Consider the following 23,885-nt stretch of genomic DNA (forward strand, 5'->3'; position numbering starts at 1 on the left):
GGGCCGGGACCGCAGACTCCGGGATCACAGGCTTTTCGGCTGGCTGCCGCGGGCCGCGCAGCGCCAGCGCGCCACGTGCCATTCCGGATGGGCCTCCTGCCAGGTGGCCAGCGCGCTCTGCGAGTTGCGCAGGCAGATGAAGGGCGAGGTCGCCTCGTAGCTGAGCTCGATCCGGTCCTCCTTGCAGGTGGTCGGCTCGGCGAGCAGGCAGATGGAGAGCAGGATCAGCATGGGGCCGCGCCTCGCGGAATGAGCGGGGATGCCGGGCAGGCTCGCCCTCATATCGGGCGCGGGCGCGCTCCGGCCAGATGGACCTTGCCGGCTGCGGCAACGCCGCCGGGAGCTTCCGGCAAGCGGCGGTCGGGCGCCAGGGGCCGCCAGGGCCTCAGGCGGCGGCCCAGATCTCGCCCTTGCCGAGGGTGGCGAGGTCGCCCGAGTGGCGGCGCAGGGCCCCCGTCGCGAGGGCGGCGTGCTCCGGGCTCACGCCCTGCAGGGAGCGGGCGAGGAGGCGCAGGAAGACGAGGTCGTGCGTGCCCGTCTCGACGAAGCTCGGGGCCATCTGTCCGTGCCGGCCGAGGAGCAGGGTGCCGCGGCGCATGCCGAGCCCCGGGTGGTCGCCGGCCTCCAGTGCCGCGAGGGTGCCGGCGATCATGCGGGCGCCCGCGAGGTCGCCGGCCCGGCCGACGAGCAGCAGCCCGCGCCGCATGCGGTCGCCGCAGCGCGCCCCGGCCCGGCCCCGCACGATCAGGGTCGCCCCGTCGAGCCCGGCCTTGGCGCCGTAGACCGCACCGCCGGCGCCGTCCCCGGCATCGCCCTCCACGGTGATGAGGCCGCCGGTCGCGCCCGCGCCCGCGAAGGGACCGGCGCTGCCCGTCACGGTGAGGCGCCCGCCCGCCATGCCGGCGCCGAGGCGCTGGCCGACGTCGCCGACCACCCGCACGCTGCCCTCCGAGAGGGCGGCGCCCACCCGGTCGAGGCGCTCGTGGCCGCCCTCGATGGTCAGGGTGTCGGACCCGTCGAGGGACACCGCGAAGCAGTCACCCAGCGCCACGCCCCGGCGGCTCGTGCCGACGGGCAGGCGTGCCGCCTCGGCCTCGGACAGCCCCGCGAGGGCCACTGGGTTGACGTTCAGGAAGTCGAGGCGCTCCGGCGGGGCCTCGCGGAGGGTGAGGACGCTCATGCTCCAGCCTTTTCGCCAGCCTCGCCGCCGCCCGCGCCGCCGTCCTTCTCCAGGAGGTCCCGGAGATGGTAGTGGTGGCGGCCGAGGTTGCCGCCGTAATTGCCGGCCGTGACCGCGACGAGGCCGTGGCGCGCCCCGACTTCGGTGGCGGCGTGGAGCGCCGCCCGCATGGAATCCGAGACGCCCTGCGAGGTCAGCGCGTCGATCACGATCTCCAGCACCACGCCGCATTCGGGCGGCAGCGCCGAGCCGGCCCGGCCCTTCAGGGTCGGGCAATAGGCGTCGTTGGTGGAGGCCATCATGCCCTTGGTGCGCCCGCCGACCTTCGAGCCTGAGCGCACGACGCCGCCGGGGAAGGGCAGGATCGCGCCCGGCACGGCGGCCGCCGCCTCGACGGCGATCTCGGCGACCCGGAGCGTGTCGGCGTGGGTGCGGCCGAGGAAGAGCAGGTTGCCGCCGCCCACCGCCCCGTCCACCGCGCGGGTCGAATCCTCGCACAGGAACTCGCCGTCCATCACCGGGATGCGCCAGTAGCGGCGGACCTTGCCGTGCGCGTCGGCGAGGCGCTTGGCCACCGCGAAGCCGTCGCCGAAGTAGCGGATCGCGCCGCCGAGCTTGATCTTGGTCGGCCCCTCGACGCCCGCGTAGCAGGCCGTGCCCGGGCAGGTGAGGATGCACTGGCCGACGCGCTTAAGGAGTTGCTCCTTGAGGCCGTTCGGCTCGAAGCCGAACAGCAGGATGCGCACGCCCGGCCGCCCGTCCGGCGTCTCGTCCGGCGACAGCACGGCGTCGATCCCGGCCTCGGCGCCGCAGCCGATCACCGAGGTGGCGAAGCCCGTCATCACTGTGGCGGCGATCATCGCCCACTTGGGCGTGTCGTTGGTGACGACGATCGCGGTGCCGGCGACGTCGAAGGCCTCCGCGAAGGTGTCCTCCACCCGGATGCCGTTAAGGGTCAGGTCAGCCATCGTCAGTTCACCGGCGCCAGTTCGGATCCGCGCGCAATCATGCCCGGCATGCCACGTCCTCGAAGGTCTCGCCCGCGAAGGCGGCCTCGGGCACCGCGAAGCTGTCGAGCCCCTGGCCGAACCGGTCCTGGAGGTAGCTCTCGGTGCGCCGCGCCATGCCGGCGTCGGCCTCGACCCCGAGCGACAGCGTGCGTCCCGCGCGCCAGGCGACGACCTCCCCGTCCTCCACGATCACGGCGCCGTCCTTCAGCACCGCCTTGGCGCGGGCGAACATCGCGGTCCGGTCGGGGTCGTCGCGGTAGATCGCGACGTCGGCCCGCCCGCCCGGACGCAGGTGCCCGCGGTCGTCGAGCCCGAGGAGCTTCGCGGGCCCCGAGCGGGTCAGCTGCGCGATCTCCGAGAACGAGTACTCCCGGGTCAGCGCCGGCAGGGTCGAGCGCTCGCCGACGATCGCCGGCAGCTCCGCGATGGCGCGCGCGCGCTCCTCGCGGTCCATCAGGAGGTGGATGATGCGGGGATACTCGGTGAAGGGGCCGCCGTTCGGGTGGTCCGTCGTCAGGATGGTGCGCTCGGGGTCGCCCGACAGGAGCATCAGCTCCAGCCCGATCGCCCACTGGAGCGAGCTCGTGGGGCCCTTCGGCCGGTACAGGAACGGCACCACACCGCCGCCCTCGGCATCGCCCGCCGTGAGCGACCACTTCTTGGGCTTGGCGCCCTTGCGGCCGCCGAACTGGCGCAGGATGTCGAGCGAGATCGTCACGGTCTGCCCGAAGGCGACCTGGCCGACGTCGTAGGTGGCGTTGGGGTGCGCCTCCATGGCGGCGGTGATGCGCTCGGCCGCCGAGCGGAAGCCGCCCGTCATGGGGTTCTCGGGATCGGAGACGCCGTAGGCGTAGAACTGGGCGTGCGCGAAGTGGATGCGCCGCCCCTCCGCGGCCTCGAGGGTCGCCACGAACGAGTCGTCGGCGCCCGGCAGGCCGAGATTGTTGCAGTGGACGTGCAGCGGGTGCGGCACGCCGATCTCCTCGACCGCGTCGAGGAGGGCGCTCATGATCCGCCGCGTCGAGAGCCCGTAGCAGGGGATCTCGTCGTCGAGGCTGAGGCGCAGCGCCCCGTCCTTGAAGGCGGAGGCACCGCCCGCGTTGATGCACTTCAGCCCGAGGCCGCGGGTGGTGGCGAGGTTGAGGGCCACGAGGTCGCGCACCGCGGCCGCGCTCTCGCCCTCCCGCAGGAGCTTCAGGAGGTGGTCGTCGTTGCCCATCACCGCGAGGGCGCCGCGGTCGAGGAGCGGGATGTCGGCGAGCTCGAGCTGCAGGGCGAGCGCGCTCGCCGGCGGCATCGCGGGCTCGACCGCCGTGGTGTAGCCCATCCGGGCGTAGGAGGCGCCGATCCAGGCGCCGGAGCCGCCCGCATGCGCGAAGGGATGCCCGTCCGGCGCCGTCTCGCTCACGTAGAGGTCGGGCAGGAGGAGGCGGGACATCACCACGTTGCCGCCGGCGATGTGCGAGTGCACCTCGACGCCGCCGGCCATGACCACGCAGCCCGTGGCGTCGATGGTGCGGTCCGGCGTCCGCTCGGAAGGAGCAACCACCCGGCCGTCCTCGATCCAGACGTCGCCCACGGCGTCGCGCCCGGCCGTCGGATCGACGACCCGGCCGCCACTGATCCGGGTCAGCATCAGGCGGTCCTCCGCTCGGCGACGCGCGCCGCAAGGGTTTCGACGATCTCCGCGGCCGCCGGCCCCGCGCCGGGGGCGCCCGCGCTCCGGTAGGTCAGGGTGGCGCGCCCCTCGTTCCAGAGGACGCCGCCGGCTCCCGTCCCGGGGACCGGGACCGTGATGACGATCTCGGCAAGCTCGCCCGTCGCCTCGGGGCTGCCCTGGCCGACGATGGCGACCGCGGGCACCCGGCCGAGCCAGTCGGGCCGCGGGCCGGGCAGGGGGGAGAGCCAGAGCGCCCCGTCGATCTCGCCGGCGGCGGCCTGTCGGGCCGCGTCGAAGCGCCAGGGGTCGTGCTCGGGCACGCCGCGGCCGAAGCCCGTGCGGGGCGCCTGACCGGAGGTCCAGGCCGAGACCTGGACGACTGAGCGCGACTGGTCGGCGCCCGACAGTCCGAGGGTGAAGAAGCGGGTGGTCTCGTTGAGGTCCTTGACGAGGCCCTGGAGGGTCTCGACCGCCATCTCGCCGAGCTCGCCGGGCTCGTAGACGGCGACGCCGTACTGCGCGGCCGCGAGGCGCCGGGCGAGGTCGGCGTAGGGGTGGTCGTCCGAGAGATTGCCCTTGGCGAAGGCGCGCAGGTGCGCGAGGGCGACCGCGAAGCCGGCGGGCTCGACCGGGAAGGCCGCGTGGGGCAGCCCGTCGGGGCCGCCGAGGACGAGGAGGCTGCGCGCGGACCCCGCCGCGCGGCCCCGGCTCGGCGTGCCGGCCGCGAGGTCGGCGAGCCCCGGCGCGTCCCAGGGGCGTGCGCCGACGACGAGCACCACGTCCGCCCGCCCGGCCGCCTCGGCCGGCGTCGTCGCCATGATGCCGTTGCGCGTGAGCGAGCCGAGATCGGCGTAGGCCGCGTCCGAGCCCGTGAAGTCGACGGAGGCACCGAGCGTGCCCGCGAGGCGGAACGCGGTGCGCAGCGCCGCGACGTCGGCGTTGAGCCCCGCGATCACCGGGGACCGGGCCCCGGCCAGCAGCGTCGCCGCGGCCTCGATGGCGGTCTCCGCGTCCGCCGCGCCACCCTTAACCCAGCAGGCTGCCATCCCACCTCACCCGATCGTTGTCGCCTTCGTTGGCGCCATTCATAGGCACCTTGGCGTCGGCATCCGCGCGACCGCCCGGGGAGGGGCCGGCTCTCGCCGCGCGAGGCGGGCTCCCGAGGGGGGAGGGCATCGCGCGGAGAGCCGCGTCGGAACCGTCCGCCTGCCGGGGCAGGGGTGGCCAGGGCGCGAACGTTTGCATCGGGCCAAGGCGGCAGGCAAGTGCCGGGTTCCGGATTTCCCGCTGCGCGTGCGGCGGCGGCGCAGATCCCAGGTTGCTCCCCACGGGGTCTCCATGGGAGAAGCCGGCCACGCGCGGGCCGCCCTCCGGGGACCCCGCATCGGCGACGATTCTCCGCGAGAGGGGTCGAGGTGGCGCAGCTCCCGGATCAGGTGGCGCAGGGGGGATCGGGCGTCGGCGCGGTGCGGGTCCGGGCCCCGGCGCGGCTGCATTTCGGCTTCCTGGACCTCCACGGCGGCCTCGGCCGGCGCTTCGGCAGCCTCGGCGTGGCAGTCGACGCTCCCGCGGTCGCCCTCTCGGCCGCCCCGGCCCCGGCGCTCACCGTCGAGGGGCCGGAGGCCGGCCGCGCCCGGGACTACGCGGCGGCCGCCGCGCGCCATCTCGGGGTGCCCGAGGCCGCCGCCATCCGCATCGAGGAGACGATCCCCGCCCATGCGGGCTTCGGCTCCGGCACGCAACTCGCGCTGGCCGTCGCGGCGGCGCTCGCGCGCCTCCACGGCCGCCCCTTCGCGCCGGCCGACTTCGCCGACGCCCTCGACCGGGGCAACCGCTCGGGCGTCGGCCTCGCGAGCTTCACGGAGGGCGGCCTCATCGTCGACGGCGGCCGCGACGCGAGCGGCGCCCCGCCGCCCGTGATCGCCCGGCTGCCCTACCCGGAGGCCTGGCGCATCGTGCTGATCCTCGACGAGACCGCCACGGGCGTGCACGGCGCCCCCGAGACGGAGGCCTTCCGCGACCTGCCCCGCTTCCCCGAGGCGGAGGCCGCCGAGATCTGCCGGATCGTGCTGATGCAGGTGATGCCCGCCGCGGTGCTCGCCGAGCCCGAGGCGTTCGGGGCCGGCATCACGGCGATCCAGCGGCGCATCGGCGACCACTTCGCGCCCCACCAGGGCGGCCGCTACGCCAGTCCGGCGGTGGCCGAGGCGCTGGCGGCGGTGGCGGCGCAGGGCGTCGCCGGCTACGGCCAGAGCTCCTGGGGGCCGACCGGCTTCGCCCTGATGCCCTCCGAGGCCGAGGCGCGCCGGCTCGTCGCGCGCCTCGAACGGCCCGGCCCCCTGCGCTTCGTCATCGCCCGCGGACGCAACGCGGGCGCGACCGTGACCGCGAGCTGACGAAACCTCAGGGCGCCATCGCCCCTCAGACCTGAACTCAAGGAGACCGCCATGGCCCGCTCGATCCTGCACATGCTCACGCCGCTCAAGCACATGAGCCCCTTCGACGTGAACATGGCCGTCGATGCCGGCTTCGAGACCATCGTCACCTACACGGACGTCACCCTGCCCGACGTCGTGTCGCTCACGCAGGACTCGATCTTCTCCCGCGCGCCCCAGGACGGCGTGCGCACCGGCCTCTTCATCGGTGGCAAGAACGCCGAGGACGCCCTCGACATGGTCGACCGGGCGAAGAAGGCCTTCGTGCCGCCCTTCGCCAACCACCTCTTCGCGGACCCGGCGGGCTCCTTCACCACCGGCGCCGCGATGGTGGCCCAGGTCGCCCGGGCCCTGCGCGGGCGGTTCGGAACGGACCTCAAGGGCAAGCAGATCGTGATCTTCGGGGGTGCCGGCGTCGTCGCCTACGTGGCGGCGGTGATCGGCGCCCTCGAGGGCGCCCGCACGGTCCTCGTCGGCCACGACGGCGAGGAGCGCGTCTCGAAAATCGCCTTCACGATGAAGTGGCGCTTCGGCATCGACGTCGGCGCCGTCGACGGCTCGACCCCGGAGGCGCGCCGCGCCGCCATCACGCAGGCGGACGTGATCCTCTCGGCAGGCCCGGCCGGCATCCCGATCCTGTCGGCGGAGGACCTCGAATCCGCCCCCGGCCTCCTCGTCGCCTCCGACGTCAACGCGGTCCCGCCGGCCGGCATCGCGGGCATCGACGTGAACGCCGTGGACGTCGCCCTGCCCACCGGCAAGGGCATCGGCATCGGCGCGCTGGCGGTCGGCAACGTGAAGTACCAGACCCAGTGCCGGCTGTTCCGCCGCATGCTCGATTCCGAGCAGCCCCTGTGCCTCGACTTCCGGGACGCCTACGCGCTCGCCGTCGAGATCGCCGGCTGAGGCGCACGGCATTCGCGCAGGCGGAGCGCGGGCTTGGGCGAGGCCGTCCTGATCGCGGCGCAGTCGGGCCGGGCGCTCGCCGAGGCGGCCCGCCGGGCGGGCCTGCGCCCCTACGTGGCCGACCTGTTCGGCGATGCCGACACCCGCGCCCTCGCGGAGGCGCACCGGCCGCTGCCGGGGCGCTTCGGGACGGGGCGGCTCGGGGCGGAGGCGGTCCTCGGGGCCCTCGACGCCCTCGCGGAGGAGGCCGGCGGCGCGCCGCTCGGCCTCGTCCTCGGCAGCGGCTTCGAGGGCGCGCCGGACCTGATGGCGACGCTCGCCCGGCGCCACCGGCTGATCGGCGCAGAACCCGCCTGCGTCGCCGCCCTGAAGGACCCGCTCGCCTTTGCGGCCCTCTGCGCCCGCCTCGGGGTGCCGCACCCGGCCGTGAGCCTCGGGCCGGTGGCGGAGCCGGCGGCCTGGCTCCTCAAGCGGGTCGGGGGATCGGGGGGGAGCCACATCCGCGCCGCGACCCGGGCACGGGCGCCCGCGGGCTCCTATTTCCAGGCCCGGGTACCCGGGATCGCCCACGCCCTGAACTTCCTCGGCGACGGGCGCCGCCTCCTGCCGCTGGCCGTCACCGAGCAGTGGAGCGCGCCCTCGGCCCTGCGCCCGTTCCGCTACGCCGGCGCCCTGGCACGCGGCCGCGACGAGGCGCCGGCGCTAGCACCCCGCCTCGCCGCCGAGATTGCCGCCGCCGTGGAGCGGATCGTGGCCGCGACGGGCCTGCGCGGCCTCGCCAGCGCCGACCTGCTCGTCGACGGCGCGGATTGGTGGCTCACCGAGATCAACCCCCGCCCCGGCGCCACCCTCGACGTCCTCGACCGGCGCGGGCTTCCCCTGCTCGCCGCGCATGTCGAGGCCCATTTCGGGAGCCTCCCGGCGCCGGGGCCCGCACCGGTGGATGCGGCGGGCGCACAGATCTGTTACGGGGCCCGGGACCACCGCACGTTGCCGGCGCTCCCGTGGCCCGATTTCGTGCGGGACCGGCCCGGGGCCGGCACGGCTGTCGGCCGGGATGCGCCGCTCTGCACGGTCCTGGCGGCCGGCCGGGACGCCGGGGCGGTGCGCGCGCAGTTGCGGGAGAGGGCGGCGATCGTGCACGCCCTCCTCGACCAGGAGGAAGCACCATGAGTTCCAGTGCCTACCCGAGCCTCAACGCGCTGTCGGCGCCCCTGGTGGAGCGGCTCGTCGCCGACGCCGGGATCCTGCGCCTCGCCGTGAGCCAGGAGGCCGGCGGCGCGCGCATGGTCGATGCCGGCGCCTCCGTGCGCGGCTCGATCGAGGCCGGGCGCCGCATCGCCGAGATCTGCCTCGGCGGCCTCGGCACGGTGACGATCAGCCCGACCGGCCCCGTGGCGGCCTGGCCCTACTCGGTGGTGGTGCACGCCAACGATCCGGTGCTGGCCTGCCTTGGCAGCCAGTACGCGGGCTGGAGCCTCGCGGACGAGACCGGCGATTCCGGCTTCTTCGCCCTCGGCTCGGGTCCCGGACGGGCGGTGGCCGTGGTGGAGGACCTCTACAAGGAGCTCGGATACCGGGACAGCGCGGGGCGGACCGCCCTCGTCCTCGAGGCGGCCGGCGGCCCGCCCGCCAGCGTCGTCGCCAAGGTGGCGGAGGCCACGGGCCTGAGCCCCGAGGACCTGACCTTCATCTTCGCGCCGACCCAGAGCCTCGCGGGCGCCACGCAGGTGGTCGCGCGGGTGCTGGAGGTGGCGCTCCACAAGGCCCACACGGTCGGGTTCGACCTGCACGCTATCGTCGACGGCATCGGCTCGGCGCCGCTCTCACCGCAGCACCCGGACTTCATCCGGGCGATGGGGCGCACCAACGACGCCATCATCTACGGCGGCCGGGTGCAGCTCTTCGTGGACGCCGACGACGCCGACGCGCGGGGCCTCGCCGAGCAGCTGCCCTCCACCACGTCGAGCGACCACGGCGCGCCCTTCGCCGAGATCTTCGCCCGGGTGAACGGCGACTTCTACAAGATCGACGGCGCCCTCTTCAGCCCCGCCGAGGCGATCGTCACCTCGGTCCGCACGGGCAGCACCTTCCGGGGCGGCCGCCTGATGCCGGAACTCGTCGAGGCCTCCTTCGGCTGAGGCCCGGAGCCGCGCGACGCCCGCCCGGATGGGGGGCGATCGCGCCGCCTCTGAAGGACGGGATCCCGCGCCCGGGTGGTGGTGCGGTGGGCAGCGTAGATCGGGACACCCATGCGGATCGGCCTCGCGGCGGACAACGGCACCTGGCACAAGGCGCGGCTGCGCGCGGCGCTCGCGGCGCAGGGCGTCGAGCCGGTGCTGTTCTCCCTCGCCGACGTCGCGGTGGTGACGGGCGGCGGCGAGCCGCTGCGGGTGCCGGGCTTCCCGGACGGGCTGCCGGACGGCGTCCTCCTGCGCACCATCGCGGGCGGCACCTTCGAGGCGACGACCCTGCGCCTCGGGGTGCTGCACGCCCTGGTGGCCGCCGGCGTGACCGTCTGGAACGGGCCGGTGGCCATCGAGCGCTCGGTGGACAAGGCGGCCACCAGCCTCCTCGTCGCCCGGGCCGGCCTGCCGACCCCCGACACTTTCGTGGTCTCGAGCCGCGCGGCCGCGGCCGGGATCGTCGACCGGGAGGCGCGGCCCGGCAGCCCCCTCGTCCTCAAGCCGCTGTTCGGCTCGCAGGGGGAGGGCCTCCGGCTCGTCGAGCGGCCCGAGGATCTGCCACCCGAGGAGGCCGTCGCCCGCGTCTACTACCTGCAGCGCTACGTGCCCCGCCGCGACGGGCTCTGGCGCGACTACCGCGTCTTCGTCTGCGAGGGCCGCGCCATCGCGGGCATGATCCGCGAGGGCGACGGCTGGATCACCAACGTCCACCGGGGCGGGCGCCCGCTGCCCTGGGCGATGCCGGCCCGGGCCGGCGAGCTCGCGGAAGCAGCCGCCGCCGCGGTCGGCGTCGACTACACGGGCGTCGACCTCGTGGAGGACGGGGAGGGGGGCTTCATGGTCCTCGAGGTCAACTCGATGCCGGCCTGGTCGGGCCTCCAGCGGGTCGCGGAGGCCGACATCGCGGGCGCGGTGGCCCGCGGCTTCCTCAACGCGGTGCGGGCGGCCCGGCCTCCGCGCCTCGTGGCCGTGCAGGGCTGAGGGCGGTGGCCGCCCTGGCGCCGGCCCTGATCGGCTCGCTCTACCGGGCGGCCTGCCTCGCGGAACTCGACGCCCTGAAGGTCGGCAACGTCCACGCCTACGCGGCCGGGCACCGCATGGCGGTGGCCGACTTCGTAACCAGCGCCGAGGTCTCCGCGCCTCCCCTCGCGGAGGCGGGCGCCGGCGTCGGGCGCCGGGTCGCGGGCGGGGTCGCGGCCACGATGGCGGCGGTCGGCCAGAACACCAACCTCGGCATCCTGCTCCTCTGCGCGCCGGTGGCGCGGGCGGCCGAGGCCGGAGCCCCCCTGGCCCGGATCCTCGCCGAACTCGACGCCGCGGATGCGGCGGGCGTCTTCGCGGGGATCCGTCAGGCGAACCCCGGCGGCCTCGGCCGGGCGGCCCGCCACGACGTCGCCGACGCCGCCCCGGCCTCCCTGCAGGACGCGATGGGGGAGGCGGCCCCGCGGGACCGCATCGCCCGCGCCTACGTCACCGATTTCGCGGACCTCCGCACGGTGGGCCTGCCCGCCCTCGCGGCCGCGCGGGCCCGGGGGCTCGACGCGCCCTGGAGCACCACCGCCGTGCACATCGCCTACCTGGCCGCAATCCCCGACAGCCACATCGCCCGCAAGCACGGTCCCGCGCGGGCCGAAGCCGTGCGGGCGGCCGCCGCGGCCGAGCTCCTCGCCCTCGACCTTGCCGGGGAACCCGTCGACGCGCTCCTCGCCCACGACCGGCGCCTGAAGGAGGCGGGCATCAACCCGGGCACCAGCGCCGACCTCACGGTGGCGACGCTGTTCCTCGACGCGGTGCTGGCGGCTGGCGCCGCGGTGCTGGCGGCGGGCTCGGCGGTCTGACGGCGCCTGCACGAAACCGCCGAAAGATCCAGGGCCGAACACCCGGCTCCGCGCAAACATTTACCGATTCCAGGGCCTTGCGCAGGGTTGTTCCGCGAAAAGGCCCGCTGTAGGGTCCGCGCCGCTATCCGGGCAAACCGGCTCGGCCCCCTGTCGAGCGTCGCGAACAAGGATGGCTTCCGGCCACGCCTCCCGGGCGCGTGGCCTCCTTTCAGGAATCCAGGGAGAGACCCCGAATGGCAAAGATCACCAAGGTTCAGGTCGGCGAGGCTCTCGTCGGCGACGGCAACGAGGTCGCCCACATCGACCTGATCATCGGACCGCGCGGCTCGCCGGCCGAGACGGCCTTCTGCAACGGCCTCGTGAACAACAAGCACGGCTTCACCAGCCTGCTCGCGGTCATCGCGCCGAACCTGCCGTGCAAGCCGAACACGCTGATGTTCAACAAGGTCACCATCAACGACGCCCGTCAGGCCGTCCAGATGTTCGGCCCCGCCCAGCACGGCGTCGCCAAGGCCGTGCAGGATGCCGTTGCCGAGGGCATCATCCCGGCCGACGAGGCCGACGACCTGTTCATCCTGGTCGGCGTGTTCATCCACTGGGAGGCGGCGGACGACGCCAAGATCCAGAAGTACAACTACGACGCCACCAAGCTGTCGATCCAGCGCGCCGTCAACGGCGAGCCGAAGGCTTCGACCGTCACCGAGCAGCGCAACTCCGCCTCGCACCCCTTCGCGGCGAACGCCTAGATCGGGGACAGTCCTGGGCAGAGCGCGCCTCCGCCCGCACCGCGGGGCCTGCTCCAGCGACTGGCTTCCATCTTCCTCGGCCGTTAGGCCCTGCCCGGGTGGGGCGGCGAAAGCCGCCCCACCCTTTTTCGTGGTGTCCTCGTCCCCTGCCCCCTCAGCCGGCACAGTCCGACGCCCGCAGGCGCCCGTCGTGCAGCGCGGAGGCGACGAGCGCGCCGGCCGCCCCGGCGGCGCGCAGGGCGGCGACGTCCTCCGGCCCCCGCACCCCGCCCGCCGCGTAGACCCGCGCCAGCGGCGCCCGCGCCCGCACGGCCGCGATCCCCGCGAGGTCCGGCCCGTCGCCCGCCCCGATCCGCGCCAGCGTCATCACGATCACCGCGTCCGGCCAGTGACTCGGGTCGTCGTGCAGCTCGGGCGGCCCGAGCCGCGCCTCGCCCCGGCTGTCGAGCGACAGGATGCTGCGGTCGGAGAACCGCCGGACGAGGTCCGTGCCCGCCTGGCTCTCGCTGCCGAGCACCGGCGCCCCGAGTCCGGCCGCGAGGAAAGCCTCGACGGCGCCGCCCTCCGCGAATCCCGCATCGACCCACAAGGCGGTGCCCGGGCAGGCCTCGGCGACGGCGCGGAGCGCGGCGAGGTCCGGCGGCGTGCCGTCCATGATCGCGTCGAGATCCGCCACGTAGAGGGTGCGGGCGGGGAACGCCGCGACGAGGCCAGCCGCGACGGCCGCCGGTGCCGATCCCTTTGCCAAGGGCGTCTCGATCGGGGCATAGGACTGGCGCTCGCCCGCCCGCGCCCGCACCACGCGCCCGTGGCGCAGGTCGAGCACCGGGATGATCTCGAAGCCGCCCATCGTCCTGTCTCCCTGACACCTCGAAGCCGGACCCGCCCGTGACCTCAGCCGCATCGACGCGCCGCACCATCGGCTGGGACCTCGGCGGGGTGCACGTCAAGGCCGCCCTCGTCGAGGACGGCCGCGTCACCGCCGTGATCCAGGCGCCGTGCCCCCTTTGGCGGGGCCTGCCGGCCCTGGACCGGACCCTCGCCGAGCTGCCTGCCTGGGCCCGCGAGCCGGCGGACCACGCGGTCACCATGACGGGCGAGCTGACCGACTGCTTCGCGGACCGGGCGGACGGCGTGGCGCAGCTCGCGGGCTGGGCCGCCATGCACCTCGACGGCCCCGTCCGGATCTACGCGGGACGCGGCGGCTTCGTGCCCCCCGGCGCCGCCGGGGCGGCCGCCGCCGACGTCGCCTCCGCGAACTGGCACGCCACCGCCGCGCTGCTCGGGCAGCACCGCCCGGACGCGCTCCTCGTCGACATCGGCTCGACCACGGCGGACCTCATCCCGATCGTTTCGGGCCGGCCCGCCGCCCTCGGCTACAGCGACGCGGAGCGGCTGGAGACGGGGGAGCTCGTCTACACCGGCGTCGTGCGCACGCCGGTCCTGGCGCTCACCGACCACGCGCCCTTCCGGGGCCGGCGCACCCGCCTGATGGCCGAGACCTTCGCCAACACTGCGGACGTCTACCGGCTCACCGGCGACCTGCCGGCGGGCGCCGACCAGCAGCACAGCCCCGACCTCAAGGGCAAGTCGCTGCCCGAGAGCGAGACCCGCCTCGCGCGGATGATCGGGCGCGACCGGGGCGAGGGCGACGCCGCCGACTGGCGGGCGCTCGCCGCCCACTTCGCCGAGGCGCAGCTCGCCGGCCTGCAGGGAGCGGCCGCCATCCTCCTGTCGCGCCCGGACCTCGGCGCGGACGCGCCGCTCATCGCCTGCGGCGCCGGCGCCTTCCTGGCGGAGCGGCTTGCCCTGCGCCTCGGGCGCCCCTGCCACGCCTTCACGGACGTGCTGGCCGGCCGCATCGCCGGCAGCCCCGACTGGGCCTCGACCTGCGGCCCGGCCCTCGCGGTCGCGCTGCTCCACCAATCCCGTCCCACCCCGGAGACCGCATGAGCGCCCTGAAGCCCCTCGCCCGCATCCTCGCGACCCGCGTCGGCCCCCATATCGAGCTCGCCATCGCCGCGGAGGACGGCGAGACGCTGCGCGTCCTCGCCACCCCCGAGCAGGTCGACATGCTGGTGGACGAGCTGGAGGACATCCTGAACTCGCCCCCCGGCAACAGCCCGGACGAACCGCCCCAGGCCGCCTGATATCAGCGCAGGAAGTCCCCGAAGGCCCTGGGGCCGTCGCCGGTCTTCAGGGTGCGCACCACCTTGAGGCTCCCGGCGTCGATCAGGCTCAGGGTGTTCGAGCCCCAGTTCGCCACGACGAGGGTGCGTCCGTCCGCGCTCGCCGCGATGCCCTCGGGGTGGTCGTCCACCTCGATCGTCGCCTCGGGCCGCAGGCTCGCCCGGTCGAACACCGTGACGGTGCCCGCGTACTGGTTGGTGACGAAGCCCCGGGCGCCGGCCAGCGCCACCACGTAGGGGCGCTCCCCGGCCTTGATGCGCCCGATCTCGCGGCCCGCGGCGAGGTCGATCACCGAGACGTCGTTCGAGAGGACGTTGGCCGTGTAGGCGCGGCCCGCGGCGGCATCGAGGGTGAGCCCGAACGGGTGCCCGCCCACCGGAATCACCCGGACCTCGCGGCGGCTCGCCGCGTCGACCACCGAAACCGAGCTGCTCTCGCGGTTGGCGACGAGCAGCGTCGCGCCGTCGGGCGTGACGGCGAGCCCGGAGGGCGAGGCCCCGACCGCGATCTCGCCGTCCTGCACGAGACCGTCGGGTCCGGGCTTCAGCACGAGGACGCGCTTCGCGTACCAGTCCGCCACGTAGACGGTGCCGTGGGCGGGATCGACGCCGATGCCGAGGGGGCCGCCGGGCAGCGCCAGGGTCTGCACCACGCGGCGGGCGTCGAGGTCGATCACCGCGAGGCCCGGCCCGTCCGGCCGCGTGACGTAGGCGGTGCGGCGGTCGGGCGAGAGGGCGATTCCGGCGGGCGAGCCCGGGACCGGGATTCGCGCGCTCACCGCGCCCGAGGCGGTGTCGACGAGTTCGACCGCGTTGTCGCCCTGCACCGTCACCACGGCCTCGGCGGCCCGCGCCGAGCCGGCGAGCGGGAGGGCGAAGAGGCCTGCGAGCAGGGCGGTGAGCAGGGCAGCGAGGAGGCCGGCCGCCGGCCGGCCTCCCTGGGTCTGACCGGAGGGCGACAGGGCTAGGAGCCCTTCTCGACCTTGGCCTTCAGGGCGTCGAGGCCGGTGCGGTAGAGGCCGCGGACCGCCTTCTGGGAGGCCTCGTCGTTCAGCTCGGGCGGCGGGTCGTTGTTCATGTAGCCGCGGTAGAAGGCGCCGTCCCAGGAGACCTTCGACTTGCCGCCCTCGTCCTCGACCTTGAGGGTGGAGGAATAGTCGTTCACCGGCAGGGTCTTCACGTCGACCTTGGTGATCCGGTAGGAGTAGCTCTTCTTCTCGGCTGAGTACTTGTAGAGAGCCTCCTCCACCGTGGCGCCGCCCTTCAGGGTCAGGGTGCGGGTGGCCTTGTCGGGCTCGTTGCCGCCCTTGCCCTCGGTCTTCTCCACCGGCGGCAGCCAGCTCATGTCCTGGAAGTTGCCGATCACCGCCCAGACCTTGTCGGCGGGCGCGTTGATCTCGACGGTCTCCTCGACCTTCTTGCGGGTCGGCCCGTGGGCCTGGGCAGAGAACGACACCGCGGCGAAGGCCGTCACGGTGGCAAGCGTCAGGAATCGCATGAATAATCCTCCTTGGGCGCCGCCTCAGGCAGGCGAGGCGTCGTTCTTCGCGAGCACGCGGTCCTCCCGCCCGAGGGCGGCGGCGACCTTGTCCTCGATCCAGTCCCAGGCCTCGCGCTCGCGCGGCCCGGCCGTCTTGGATACGGCGATGGCGAGATAGCGCATCTCGTCCAGAATCTTCTCCGGCGGCAGCATGTGGAGCCGCGTCGACAGGATCGCGGCCTCCAGCACCGCGGCCTGCGCCCGGTTGTAGCCGATGAAGGGCGCGTGGGCCGCGCGGTGCACGAGGCGCCCGCGGTAGCGCGGGCGCACGGCGTCGTCCTCCACGGCCTCCACCGCGAACTCGCCATGGCCGAAGCTGTCGGCGAGGCGCCGGCCCGGGATGACGTCGCAGGGCGCCAGCGCCCAGTCGCGCCGGCCCGTCACCGCCCCCGCGATCACCCGCACGTCGCGGGGCGAGGAGGCGGCGAAGAACGGGTTCGCGTCGAGGTTGAGGATGGTGGGCGAGGGCCGGAAGGGCGCCAGCACGTAGTCCTCGCCCTCCTGGATCAGCCCGAAGGGCACGAGATGCACGTCTCCGGCGGGCGAGAGCGTGGTGACGATGGTCTCGAGGATCAGCGGCACGCGGCTCAGCCTTCCGCGTCCGGCACGAACCGGCCGCAGACCACGCGGCCGGGCGCACCCGGCACCTGCGGCTCCTCTGGCGTCTCCGCGAGGCCCGCGACCTCCGCCCGCGCCTGCGACTCGCTCACGGTCTCGGGCGGCGCAGCGTCGGCCTCCACCGGAATTCGCGCGTCGCGGGTGCCGGGCGGCGGGCCGCCGGGACCCGAGTGCCGCGTGTGGCCGGCCTGCTTGAAGGCGGTGGTGTCCTCGGCCTCGGCCTCGGCGGCCGCGCCCCAGCGCAGGGGCTCGTCCTGGACGTAGCGCTTGCCGAGGCGCCACGCCGTCTCGGCCCGGGCCAGTTCCGCCCCAAGGTAGAAGGCGTGGGCGCCGTCGCTCGCCACGTTGAGGTCCGGGAAGAAGGCCATCGCGTCGGTGCCGACCCTGTGGATGTCGCGGTTGTAGACGTGGATGCCGTCCTCGGCCACCGCGACGCGGTAGTTCGGGTCCCGCACCTCGGCGGCCGCGGCCGCGACCTCGTCGGGTGTCTGCACGAACGGGCGCTTGTCGTGAAGTGCCAAGAGTTCCCGGCCGTAGCCCTTGGGCAGGGCCGCATCGGCCTTGGCGGCGAACATCACCCGGCGGGCGGCGTCGTGCTCCTCCACCGTGCGGCGGGTGTGGTTCGAGACCTGCACGATGAGCACGTTGCGGATCGCGAGCTCCGAGCACATGCCGACGAGGAGCGCGGTGACGCCGAGGCTGTCCGCCTCGGTGAGCTCCGTGAGGTTGCCGGTGCCCATCATCATCTCGATGTCGGGGTAGCGCTCGCGCACCGCGCGGTAGCGGGCGATCGAGTCCACGAAGCCGAAGTGGATCGGCTCGAGGATCGGGTCGGCCATGTAGGGCCGGCCCGCCCGCTCCATCCGCTCGATCGCCCGGTCGAGAGAGGGCAGGTCGTCGGGCCGCATCGGTACGAGGACCGGCAATGCGTCGGTCTCGAAGGCGAGGTCGAGGGTCTCCTCGTTGAGGCTGAGGAGGAAGTCGGCGCCGGCCCGGGCGCCGCGGCGCAACTCGTCGAGGGAGAAGGAATCGACGCTGACGCTGAGGCCGGCCTCCTTGAGGAGTCGCACGCTGTCCTCGAGGTGCGGGAAGGCGGTGTCCGGCAGGCCGCCGAGGTCGATCACGTCGGCCCCGCGGCGGGCGAGGTCGAGGCCCTTCGCGAGGATCGCCTCCGGGGTCATCCGCGAGGCGTCCACGATCTCGGAGAAGATGCGCAGGTCGTGGCGCGACAGGTCCACCTGCCGCCCCGCGAGGCCCAGATAGGCCGGCAGGTCGACGATCTCGTCGGGCCCCCGCTCCACCGGCACGCCGAAGTGGCGGGTGAGGGCCTCCGGGTTCGCGCGGCAGCGCCCGGGCAGGATGATGCGGGTCGCCCCCGCGGGGATCTCGACGCGGCGCCGGATGATCTCCTCGGTCATCAGCGCCGCGACCTTCACGCCCGCATCCGCGATGCTCCAGGCGAAGCGGTCGGCCAGCAGCCCGGCCGCCACCTTCTCGAGCCGCGCGCGGGCGAGGCGCCCGGTCACGAAGACGAGGTGCTCGGGGGCGCTCACGCGGCGGCCCGCGCGGCGGGGCCGCGGATCTCGATCGCGCCGGGAAAGCGCGCCGCGAAGGCGGGCGCCGCGGCATCGACGAGGCCGAGGCGGGCGAGGGCGGCGAGGTCGGCGCCGACAGGCACCGCGGCGGATTTCAGGATGAGGCAGCGCGCCGCTTTGAGGCGCGCGGCGAGCCAGAGCGCGAGGCTGTCCGAGGTGACGTCCCAGGTCTCGGGGATCTCGGGGTGGCCAACCTTCAACAGCAGGGGATCCCAGACCGGGACGGGCGCAAAGGCGGTCAGCGCCTCGGGGGCGTCGCAGATCGTGAGCCGCGGCTCGACGGCGCGCAGGACCTCGGCCGTCCGCCCCATCGCGTCGAGGGCGAGGCGGTGGGCGAGGGCGTCGGACAGTCCGAGCGCGGCCTGCGCCGTCCGCACGGCGTCCGCGAAGGGTCCGCCGCCCGGCACGACGAGGCAGGGTCCCTCCCGGCCCTCGACGAGGCCGCGCAGCACGTCGGCGAGGGCCGCCCGGTCGGCGAGCAGGCTTCCGCCCACCTTGACGACGCTGAGGCCGCTCATGCGGCGTCCGCCCGGGGCAGGGCCGCCAGGGCGGCGACCGCGGCGCGGATGCGGGCGGGATCGAGGGCGCGGCGGCGGTCGCCGCCCTCGCACAGCCCGCCGCGGAAACCGAGATAGCCCGGCGCATGGCCGGACAGGACCGGGATGTCGGCCACGCGCAGCGACCCGGCGAGGCCGGAGAGCAGGCCGTGCGCGCCGCAGGTCTCGGTGAAGGCCTCGAGGGCCTCCGGCGCGAGCCAGTCGCCGAGCCGCCGGCCGTCCTTGCCCAGGGTGTCGATCATCGCGCCAGCGAAGCCCGCGGCCGCGAGGGGGGCCACGGAGGGCGCCGCCGCGCCGTCCTCGGCGAACAGCACCGCCACGAGGCGGCCGGGCGCGGCCCCCGCGGCCGCCGCGAGGGGGCCCGGATGGGCGAGGTCCCCCGGCCGGACCGCGACCTTGACGTAGCCGGCGCCCGTCGCCGCCATGGCGCGAACGGTCTCCGCCATCGCCTCGGGGCCGGCGGGCTCGCCCGCCACCGCGCTCGTCACCGCGCGTCCGGCCATGGCCGCGACGATGGCCCGCACGACGTCCGTGGCCAGCGCCCCGAGGGCGCCGCGGTCCGGGTCCTTGGCGTCGATCAGGTCGGCCCCGGCGGCCAGCGCCGCGCGGGCTTCGTCGCAGCTGCGGACGCTGACGAGGAGGCGCGGCCTTGCGCCGGGGGCGGACGGGACGGGATGCATCGACGCGACAGACTTCGGAGCGGGGGCGCCGGGGGCGCCCGGACGGATCAGGACTTGTTCGGCAGGGGCTCGGCCAGCAGGCGGTTCTTCACCACCCAACGCATGGCGTGGGCCCAGGTGTCGTCGGTGTCGGCCCGGATCACCACCTGCCCGCCCCGCACCACCTTGCCGGTTCCGGCATCCGCGATGGTGACGTTGAGGTTCAGGAGCTGGTTCGAGCCGCGCTCCACATAGCCCGTCACGGCGAGATCCGCACCCAGCGTCTTCGCGATGCCGGCCGCGCAGCCCTCGCACTTGAACAGGGGCGCCTGCTTGGCGATCTCGCTCGCCTGCGGCCCGGTGTCCACGGGTTCGAGGCCGCCGCTCGCCTTGAGGGACGTGCGCAGCTCCTCCGTGACGAGGGCGAGGCGCCGCGCCTCGTCGGGCCGCGGCTTGCGTCCGCCGACCACGCCGGGGTCGGAGAACTCCACGGGGAACACGGCAGCGGTCTCGGCGGCCCACGCTCCGCTCGGCAAAGGCGAAAGGAGGCCCGCGAGGGCGAGGAGGGCGGCGCGCGCCGGCAGGCGTCGGAGCATGGACGGATCTCCCTGATGGCGGCGGCCGTGCCCGAGTGTCCGCGCCGGGCCGGACGCACGCCCCGTTAGGTCGTGCGACGGGCGAATTTGGCAATGCGCCGGGCTGTCCGAAGCGCTTACGCGGCGGGGGACGCTTAGGATTTCCTCATCTTTCAGGCGTTGAGCGCGCTGCGCGGATGTTGTTAGCGTGCCGCCCGCATGCATCATCCTGCACGAGCCCTCCGCCACGCCCTCCCGATGCTCGCCGCCCTCGCGGGGGCAGCGGCCTATCCGCCGAGCGTCTCGGCGCAGGAGCCGAGGGCGCAGGAGACGCCCCCGGCCGCACCGGCCGCCTCCGAGACGCGGATCGGCCTGATCTACCGGCCCCAGGCCGCGCCGGCCTCCTACGACGCCGAGGCGGTGCCCGAGGACGAGGGGCTCGCGGGCGCCCGGATGGGGATTGCCGACAACAACACCACCGGCCGCTTCACGAAGCAGACCTACGCGCTGGACGAGGTGGCGCTCGCCGAGGGCAGGCCGGGCGCCGTCGAGGCCGCGAAGGGCCTCGTCGCCAAGGGGATCCGCTACCTCGTGCTGGCGCTCCCGGCCGACGAGGTCCTGGCGGTGTCCGACGCCGTGAAGGGCGAGGGCGCGGTCGTCTTCAACACCGCCGCGCCCGACGACCGGCTGCGGGGCGCGGATTGTCGCGCGAACGTGTTCCACATCCTGCCGAGCCGGGCGATGCAGACGGATGCGCTGGCGCAGTACTTCACCTTCATGCGCTGGCGGAAGATCTTCCTGATCGTCGGGCCGACCGAGGCCGACAAGCTCTACGCGGAGGCCTGGCGGAACTCGGCGCGGAAGTTCGCCCTGAAGATCACCGCCGAGAAGCCCTGGACCTTCGGGCCCCTGGCCCGGGCGCGGGGCGACACGCCGACCCGCGCGGAGGCGATGGTGTTCACCCGCGGCCTCGACTACGACGTGGCGGTCGTCGCCGACGAGGAGAGCGACTGGGGCGACTACGTGCCCTACCGCACGGTCGATCCGCGGCCCGTGGCGGGCACGCAGGCCCTCGTGGCGACCACATGGGCGCCGGTGCTGGAGACCTGGGGCGCCGCGCAGGCCCAGAACCGCTTCCGGCGCCTCGCCGGCCGGCTGATGCGGCCCCTCGACTACCAGGTCTGGGCCGCGATCCGCACCGTGGGGGACGCCGCGACCGCGCGGAAGACCGCCGACCCGGCGGTGATCGGCCCCTTCCTGTCGGACCCCGCCTTCAGCCTGCCGGCCTACAAGGGCGTCTCCCTGAGCTTCCGCCCCTGGGACCACCAGATGCGCCAGCCCCTTATCGTGGTGCAGCCGAAGGCCCTGGTCTCCGTGGCGCCCGAGCAGGGCTACCTGCACCAGCGCACGCCGCTGGACACCCTCGGGACGGACCTGCCCGAGACCATCTGCAAGCTGAAGTGAGCGGGTCCTGCGTCAATCGTGATGGGCGCCCGCGGGGCCGCCGGCCTCGCCACGGGGCGCGAACGCACTACACTCCGCGCCGCAACGCGCCGCCGGCGAGCCCTGCCGGACAAGGCACGGCCGTCGGCGGCAGCGCCGGCACAGACGGGAGGACAGGAATGATCGGCTGCGTGAGAGCAGGCCTGAGGACCGGTCTCGGGACGGCGGCGCTCGCCGCCTGCCTCGTCGCCGGATCGGGCGAGGCGCGGGCCTACACGGTCTACGTCTCGAACGAGAAGGGCAACTCGGTCAGCGTGATCGACACCGCGACCCTCGCGGTGACGGGCACCTGGAAGGTCGGCCGGCGCCCCCGCGGCATCACCGTCAGCCGGGACGGCAAGGAGGTCTTCGTCTGCGCAAGCGACGACGACCGCATCGACGTGCTCGACACCGCCACCGGCAAGGTGGTGCGCTCGCTCCGCTCCGGCCCCGACCCGGAGCAGTTCATCCTCGACCGGACCGGCAACCCCCTCTACGTCGCCAACGAGGACGACAGCCAGGTCACCGTCATCGACATCGAGAAGAACAAGGTCTTGGCGGAGGTTCCCGTCGGCGTCGAGCCGGAGGGCATGGGCCTGTCCCCGGACGGGACGGTGCTCGTCAACACCTCCGAGACCACCAACATGGCCCACTTCATCGACACCAAGACCTTCCAGGTGATCGACAACGTGCTGGTCGACGCGCGCCCGCGCTTCGCTGAGTTCACGGCGGACGGGAAGTTCCTCTGGGTCTCGGCCGAGGTCGGCGGCACGGTGAGCGTCATCGACGTGGCGACCCGCCGGGTCGTCAAGAAGATTGCCTTCAAGATCCCCAGCGTGAACGACGAGGCGATCCAGCCCGTCGGCATCCGCATCACCAAGGACGGCACCAAGGCCTTCGTGGCCCTCGGCCCGGCCAACCGCGTGGCGGTGATCGACGCGAAGAGCTTTGAGGTCGAGAAGTACCTGCCCGTGGGCCAGCGCGTCTGGCAGCTCGCCTTCACGCCGGACCAGAAGATGCTGTTCACGACGAACGGCACCTCCAACGACGTCTCGGTGATCGACGTCGAGGCCGGCAAGGTGGTCAAGAGCATCCCCGTGGGCCTGCTGCCCTGGGGCGTGGCGGTCTCGCCGCAATAGGAACGGATGCCGGCACGCCCGTCAGAGGCGGCTCAGGGAGGACACTCGACGATGATGCGTACCATCCGGCTCGCGGCGCTCGGCCTCGCGGGCCTCGTCGCGGCGGGCCCGGCCCTCGGGCTCGACCTGACCAAGAAGCGGCAGAACCTGCCGGACCTCGTGCTTGGCAACGAGGAGGGCAACGACTTCGTCGTGGAGAACAAGGACATCGAGCTGGAGGCCGGAAAGGCCTACCGGCTGCGCATCGTCGCCAAGGGGCGGCAGGAATACAAATTCTACGCGCCCGAGTTCTTCCGCTACATCTGGCTCAACCAGATCGTGATCAACCACCTCGAGATCCACGGCAGCGGGCCGCCCGACCACCTCGAATTCGACGATCCCGGCGAGATCGCCATCGAGTTCGTCGCGATCAAGCCCGGCGCGTACAAGTGGGAGGCCCGCGGACTGGAGTCCAAGGGCATGACCGGAACGCTGACGGTGAAGTGATGCAGGCTCTCCACGAACCCGGCCGCCCGGCCGTCCGGCGGCGCGCAACCGCCGCGGCGGCCCCCGCCGCCCTCCTCGCGGCCCTCCTCGCGGCCCCGCTCCTTACGGCCCCCGCCAGGGCCGACGACAAGGCCGCCTGCGCGGAGGGGATCGCGATGATCCGCGAGGCCCTCGCCAAGGCGCCCCCCGAGGCCGCCCAGCCCAAGCTCAAGAAGGCCTTGCGGGTCGCGGAGCGCGAGCAGGGCGAGGGCGAGTTCGACGAGTGCCTCGACGCGGTGGGCGACGCCAAGCGGGCGCTCGGCCGGTGAGCGCGGCCGAGGCTCCGGCCCTCGCCGTCCTCGGGGTCGGCCACCGCTTCGGCGCGCGCGCGGCCCTGACCGACGTCTCGATCACCGTCGAGCGGGGGCGCTTCATGGCGCTCCTCGGCCCGAACGGCGCCGGCAAGACCACCCTGTTCTCGGTGGTCACCCGCCTCTACGCCAACCAGGAGGGCCGGGTCGCGATCTTCGGGCATCCCCTCGACCGGGAGCCGTCGCGGGCGCTCGCCCGCCTCGGCGTGGTGTTCCAGGCCCGCACCCTCGACACCGACCTCACCGTCGAGCAGAACCTCCTCTACCACGCGAGCCTGCACGGCATCGCCCGGGGCGCCGCCAAGGCCCGGATCGCGACGCTGCTCGACCGGGTGGGCCTGAGCGACCGGCGAGGCGAGAAGGTCCGCACCCTGTCCGGCGGGCAGTCGCGCCGCATCGAGATCGCCCGCTCCCTGGTCCACCGCCCGAGCCTCCTGCTCCTCGACGAGCCGACTGTGGGACTCGACCTCGAATCCCGCGCCGACATCGTCGCCATCGTCCGGGCGCTCGTGCGGGAGGAGGGGCTGTCGGTGCTCTGGGCGACGCATATCTTCGAGGAGATCGAGCCGGGCGACGACGCCGTCGTGCTGCATCGCGGCCGGATCGTCGCGCGGGGCCGGGCCGGGACGATCGGCGCGGCCGACGAATCCCTGGAGGCCGCCTTCCGGCGCCTCGTCGCGGAGCCGAAGGCCGCCTGAGACCGCAACGATGCCCGAAGCCGAGCCCCGCGA

General features: G+C 74.4%; 27 protein-coding genes. 14 read left to right on the plus strand and 13 right to left on the minus strand.

Going from position 1 to position 23,885, the window contains the following annotated elements:
- Positions 1-24 precede the first annotated feature (24 nt).
- The 5 genes from ACLBXP_RS10725 to ACLBXP_RS10745 form a co-directional block, all read right to left on the minus strand.
- Positions 25-231: a hypothetical protein gene (locus tag ACLBXP_RS10725; protein WP_447667637.1), complete on the minus strand. Its 207-nt coding sequence runs from the start codon at positions 229-231 to the stop codon at positions 25-27.
- Positions 232-385: 154 nt separating this feature from the next.
- Positions 386-1,180, minus strand: coding sequence for a formylmethanofuran dehydrogenase subunit C (locus ACLBXP_RS10730; protein WP_447667638.1), 795 nt, complete (start codon positions 1,178-1,180; stop codon positions 386-388).
- On the minus strand, positions 1,177-2,148 hold the full coding sequence (fhcD, locus tag ACLBXP_RS10735; RefSeq protein ID WP_447667639.1) for a formylmethanofuran--tetrahydromethanopterin N-formyltransferase: 972 nt from the start codon (positions 2,146-2,148) through the stop codon (positions 1,177-1,179). Before fhcD ends, ACLBXP_RS10730 begins: the two co-directional genes overlap by 4 nt.
- 37 nt (positions 2,149-2,185) lie before the next feature.
- Entirely contained in the window at positions 2,186-3,826 is a 1,641-nt protein-coding gene (locus ACLBXP_RS10740) for a formylmethanofuran dehydrogenase subunit A (RefSeq protein WP_447667640.1), read from the minus strand.
- Positions 3,826-4,896 (minus strand): formyltransferase, encoded by a 1,071-nt coding sequence (locus tag ACLBXP_RS10745; RefSeq protein WP_447667641.1) that lies wholly within the window; start codon positions 4,894-4,896, stop codon positions 3,826-3,828. The genes ACLBXP_RS10740 and ACLBXP_RS10745 overlap by 1 nt, the downstream gene beginning before the upstream one ends.
- Before the next feature lie 369 nt (positions 4,897-5,265).
- Between ACLBXP_RS10745 and ACLBXP_RS10750 the strand changes: the two genes are divergently transcribed.
- The 7 genes from ACLBXP_RS10750 (at position 5,266) to fae (ending at position 11,964) form a co-directional block, all read left to right on the plus strand.
- A complete protein-coding gene (locus ACLBXP_RS10750; RefSeq protein ID WP_447667642.1) occupies positions 5,266-6,246 on the plus strand; it encodes a beta-ribofuranosylaminobenzene 5'-phosphate synthase family protein in 981 nt (326 codons plus the stop codon).
- 51 nt (positions 6,247-6,297) lie between these two features.
- Positions 6,298-7,191, plus strand: coding sequence for an NADP-dependent methylenetetrahydromethanopterin/methylenetetrahydrofolate dehydrogenase (locus tag ACLBXP_RS10755; RefSeq protein WP_447667643.1), 894 nt, complete (start codon positions 6,298-6,300; stop codon positions 7,189-7,191).
- Positions 7,192-7,224: 33 nt separating this feature from the next.
- Positions 7,225-8,364, plus strand: coding sequence for an ATP-grasp domain-containing protein (locus ACLBXP_RS10760; protein ID WP_447667644.1), 1,140 nt, complete (start codon positions 7,225-7,227; stop codon positions 8,362-8,364).
- On the plus strand, positions 8,361-9,332 hold the full coding sequence (mch, locus tag ACLBXP_RS10765; RefSeq protein ID WP_447667645.1) for a methenyltetrahydromethanopterin cyclohydrolase: 972 nt from the start codon (positions 8,361-8,363) through the stop codon (positions 9,330-9,332). Before ACLBXP_RS10760 ends, mch begins: the two co-directional genes overlap by 4 nt.
- 111 nt (positions 9,333-9,443) lie before the next feature.
- Positions 9,444-10,358 carry an ATP-grasp domain-containing protein gene (locus ACLBXP_RS10770; RefSeq protein WP_447667646.1) on the plus strand — a complete coding sequence of 305 codons (915 nt, stop codon included), beginning with the start codon at positions 9,444-9,446 and terminating at the stop codon, positions 10,356-10,358.
- 5 nt (positions 10,359-10,363) lie between these two features.
- Positions 10,364-11,215 carry a triphosphoribosyl-dephospho-CoA synthase gene (locus tag ACLBXP_RS10775; RefSeq protein WP_447667647.1) on the plus strand — a complete coding sequence of 284 codons (852 nt, stop codon included), beginning with the start codon at positions 10,364-10,366 and terminating at the stop codon, positions 11,213-11,215.
- A 236-nt stretch (positions 11,216-11,451) separates the two neighbouring features.
- Positions 11,452-11,964 carry a 5,6,7,8-tetrahydromethanopterin hydro-lyase gene (gene fae, locus ACLBXP_RS10780; RefSeq protein WP_447667648.1) on the plus strand — a complete coding sequence of 171 codons (513 nt, stop codon included), beginning with the start codon at positions 11,452-11,454 and terminating at the stop codon, positions 11,962-11,964.
- A gap of 154 nt (positions 11,965-12,118) precedes the next feature.
- Here the strand turns inward: fae and ACLBXP_RS10785 are convergent, their stop codons facing one another.
- Positions 12,119-12,814 (minus strand): HisA/HisF-related TIM barrel protein, encoded by a 696-nt coding sequence (locus tag ACLBXP_RS10785; protein ID WP_447667649.1) that lies wholly within the window; start codon positions 12,812-12,814, stop codon positions 12,119-12,121.
- A gap of 38 nt (positions 12,815-12,852) precedes the next feature.
- Between ACLBXP_RS10785 and ACLBXP_RS10790 the strand changes: the two genes are divergently transcribed.
- Complete coding sequence (locus ACLBXP_RS10790; RefSeq protein ID WP_447667650.1) at positions 12,853-13,917, plus strand: hydantoinase/oxoprolinase family protein; 1,065 nt, start codon at positions 12,853-12,855, stop codon at positions 13,915-13,917.
- Entirely contained in the window at positions 13,914-14,114 is a 201-nt protein-coding gene (locus ACLBXP_RS10795) for a hypothetical protein (RefSeq protein WP_447667651.1), read from the plus strand. Before ACLBXP_RS10790 ends, ACLBXP_RS10795 begins: the two co-directional genes overlap by 4 nt.
- A gap of 2 nt (positions 14,115-14,116) precedes the next feature.
- Here ACLBXP_RS10795 and ACLBXP_RS10800 read toward each other — a convergent pair whose 3' ends face one another.
- The 7 genes from ACLBXP_RS10800 to ACLBXP_RS10830 are packed head-to-tail and all read right to left on the minus strand — an operon-like array spanning position 14,117 to position 19,718.
- The gene (locus ACLBXP_RS10800; protein ID WP_447667736.1) at positions 14,117-15,115 is read right to left on the minus strand and encodes a YncE family protein; all 999 of its coding nucleotides are present in this window, start codon (positions 15,113-15,115) and stop codon (positions 14,117-14,119) included.
- A 2-nt stretch (positions 15,116-15,117) separates the two neighbouring features.
- Complete coding sequence (locus ACLBXP_RS10805) at positions 15,118-15,651, minus strand: SRPBCC family protein (RefSeq protein WP_447667652.1); 534 nt, start codon at positions 15,649-15,651, stop codon at positions 15,118-15,120.
- A 24-nt stretch (positions 15,652-15,675) separates the two neighbouring features.
- Positions 15,676-16,275: a DUF447 domain-containing protein gene (locus tag ACLBXP_RS10810; protein WP_447667653.1), complete on the minus strand. Its 600-nt coding sequence runs from the start codon at positions 16,273-16,275 to the stop codon at positions 15,676-15,678.
- Positions 16,276-16,280: 5 nt separating this feature from the next.
- Positions 16,281-17,864 (minus strand): DUF6513 domain-containing protein, encoded by a 1,584-nt coding sequence (locus ACLBXP_RS10815; RefSeq protein ID WP_447667654.1) that lies wholly within the window; start codon positions 17,862-17,864, stop codon positions 16,281-16,283.
- On the minus strand, positions 17,861-18,424 hold the full coding sequence (locus tag ACLBXP_RS10820; protein ID WP_447667655.1) for an amino acid kinase family protein: 564 nt from the start codon (positions 18,422-18,424) through the stop codon (positions 17,861-17,863). The genes ACLBXP_RS10815 and ACLBXP_RS10820 overlap by 4 nt, the downstream gene beginning before the upstream one ends.
- Positions 18,421-19,143: a (5-formylfuran-3-yl)methyl phosphate synthase gene (locus tag ACLBXP_RS10825; RefSeq protein WP_447667656.1), complete on the minus strand. Its 723-nt coding sequence runs from the start codon at positions 19,141-19,143 to the stop codon at positions 18,421-18,423. Before ACLBXP_RS10825 ends, ACLBXP_RS10820 begins: the two co-directional genes overlap by 4 nt.
- 47 nt (positions 19,144-19,190) lie before the next feature.
- Entirely contained in the window at positions 19,191-19,718 is a 528-nt protein-coding gene (locus ACLBXP_RS10830; protein ID WP_447667657.1) for a DUF3280 domain-containing protein, read from the minus strand.
- A 198-nt stretch (positions 19,719-19,916) separates the two neighbouring features.
- On the opposite strand from ACLBXP_RS10830, the gene ACLBXP_RS10835 reads away from it, so the two are divergent.
- From ACLBXP_RS10835 to ACLBXP_RS10855, 5 genes are all read left to right on the plus strand, one after another.
- The gene (locus tag ACLBXP_RS10835; RefSeq protein ID WP_447667658.1) at positions 19,917-21,161 is read left to right on the plus strand and encodes an ABC transporter substrate-binding protein; all 1,245 of its coding nucleotides are present in this window, start codon (positions 19,917-19,919) and stop codon (positions 21,159-21,161) included.
- A gap of 170 nt (positions 21,162-21,331) precedes the next feature.
- Positions 21,332-22,318 carry a YVTN family beta-propeller repeat protein gene (locus tag ACLBXP_RS10840; protein WP_447667737.1) on the plus strand — a complete coding sequence of 329 codons (987 nt, stop codon included), beginning with the start codon at positions 21,332-21,334 and terminating at the stop codon, positions 22,316-22,318.
- A gap of 51 nt (positions 22,319-22,369) precedes the next feature.
- Complete coding sequence (locus ACLBXP_RS10845; RefSeq protein WP_447667659.1) at positions 22,370-22,804, plus strand: hypothetical protein; 435 nt, start codon at positions 22,370-22,372, stop codon at positions 22,802-22,804.
- Positions 22,804-23,112 carry a hypothetical protein gene (locus tag ACLBXP_RS10850; RefSeq protein WP_447667660.1) on the plus strand — a complete coding sequence of 103 codons (309 nt, stop codon included), beginning with the start codon at positions 22,804-22,806 and terminating at the stop codon, positions 23,110-23,112. The genes ACLBXP_RS10845 and ACLBXP_RS10850 overlap by 1 nt, the downstream gene beginning before the upstream one ends.
- Positions 23,109-23,852: an ABC transporter ATP-binding protein gene (locus tag ACLBXP_RS10855; RefSeq protein WP_447667661.1), complete on the plus strand. Its 744-nt coding sequence runs from the start codon at positions 23,109-23,111 to the stop codon at positions 23,850-23,852. The genes ACLBXP_RS10850 and ACLBXP_RS10855 overlap by 4 nt, the downstream gene beginning before the upstream one ends.
- Positions 23,853-23,885: the final 33 nt, after the last annotated feature.

The sequence above is a fragment of the Methylobacterium sp. A54F genome, assembly GCF_053346035.1.

Excerpts from the sequence above, each read along its gene's own strand:
- mch (WP_447667645.1), top strand. The coding sequence starts at position 8,361 with ATGAGTTCCAGTGCCTACCCGAGCCTCAACGCGCTGTCGGCGCCCCTG.
- ACLBXP_RS10830 (WP_447667657.1), bottom strand. The coding sequence starts at position 19,718 with ATGCTCCGACGCCTGCCGGCGCGCGCCGCCCTCCTCGCCCTCGCGGGC.
- ACLBXP_RS10770 (WP_447667646.1), top strand. The coding sequence starts at position 9,444 with ATGCGGATCGGCCTCGCGGCGGACAACGGCACCTGGCACAAGGCGCGG.
- ACLBXP_RS10845 (WP_447667659.1), top strand. The coding sequence starts at position 22,370 with ATGATGCGTACCATCCGGCTCGCGGCGCTCGGCCTCGCGGGCCTCGTC.
- ACLBXP_RS10795 (WP_447667651.1), top strand. The coding sequence starts at position 13,914 with ATGAGCGCCCTGAAGCCCCTCGCCCGCATCCTCGCGACCCGCGTCGGC.
- ACLBXP_RS10820 (WP_447667655.1), bottom strand. The coding sequence starts at position 18,424 with ATGAGCGGCCTCAGCGTCGTCAAGGTGGGCGGAAGCCTGCTCGCCGAC.
- ACLBXP_RS10740 (WP_447667640.1), bottom strand. The coding sequence starts at position 3,826 with ATGCTGACCCGGATCAGTGGCGGCCGGGTCGTCGATCCGACGGCCGGG.
- ACLBXP_RS10730 (WP_447667638.1), bottom strand. The coding sequence starts at position 1,180 with ATGAGCGTCCTCACCCTCCGCGAGGCCCCGCCGGAGCGCCTCGACTTC.
- ACLBXP_RS10725 (WP_447667637.1), bottom strand. The coding sequence starts at position 231 with ATGCTGATCCTGCTCTCCATCTGCCTGCTCGCCGAGCCGACCACCTGC.
- fhcD (WP_447667639.1), bottom strand. The coding sequence starts at position 2,148 with ATGGCTGACCTGACCCTTAACGGCATCCGGGTGGAGGACACCTTCGCG.
- ACLBXP_RS10835 (WP_447667658.1), top strand. The coding sequence starts at position 19,917 with ATGCATCATCCTGCACGAGCCCTCCGCCACGCCCTCCCGATGCTCGCC.
- ACLBXP_RS10805 (WP_447667652.1), bottom strand. The coding sequence starts at position 15,651 with ATGCGATTCCTGACGCTTGCCACCGTGACGGCCTTCGCCGCGGTGTCG.
- ACLBXP_RS10850 (WP_447667660.1), top strand. The coding sequence starts at position 22,804 with ATGCAGGCTCTCCACGAACCCGGCCGCCCGGCCGTCCGGCGGCGCGCA.
- ACLBXP_RS10825 (WP_447667656.1), bottom strand. The coding sequence starts at position 19,143 with ATGCATCCCGTCCCGTCCGCCCCCGGCGCAAGGCCGCGCCTCCTCGTC.
- fae (WP_447667648.1), top strand. The coding sequence starts at position 11,452 with ATGGCAAAGATCACCAAGGTTCAGGTCGGCGAGGCTCTCGTCGGCGAC.
- ACLBXP_RS10785 (WP_447667649.1), bottom strand. The coding sequence starts at position 12,814 with ATGGGCGGCTTCGAGATCATCCCGGTGCTCGACCTGCGCCACGGGCGC.
- ACLBXP_RS10755 (WP_447667643.1), top strand. The coding sequence starts at position 6,298 with ATGGCCCGCTCGATCCTGCACATGCTCACGCCGCTCAAGCACATGAGC.
- ACLBXP_RS10745 (WP_447667641.1), bottom strand. The coding sequence starts at position 4,896 with ATGGCAGCCTGCTGGGTTAAGGGTGGCGCGGCGGACGCGGAGACCGCC.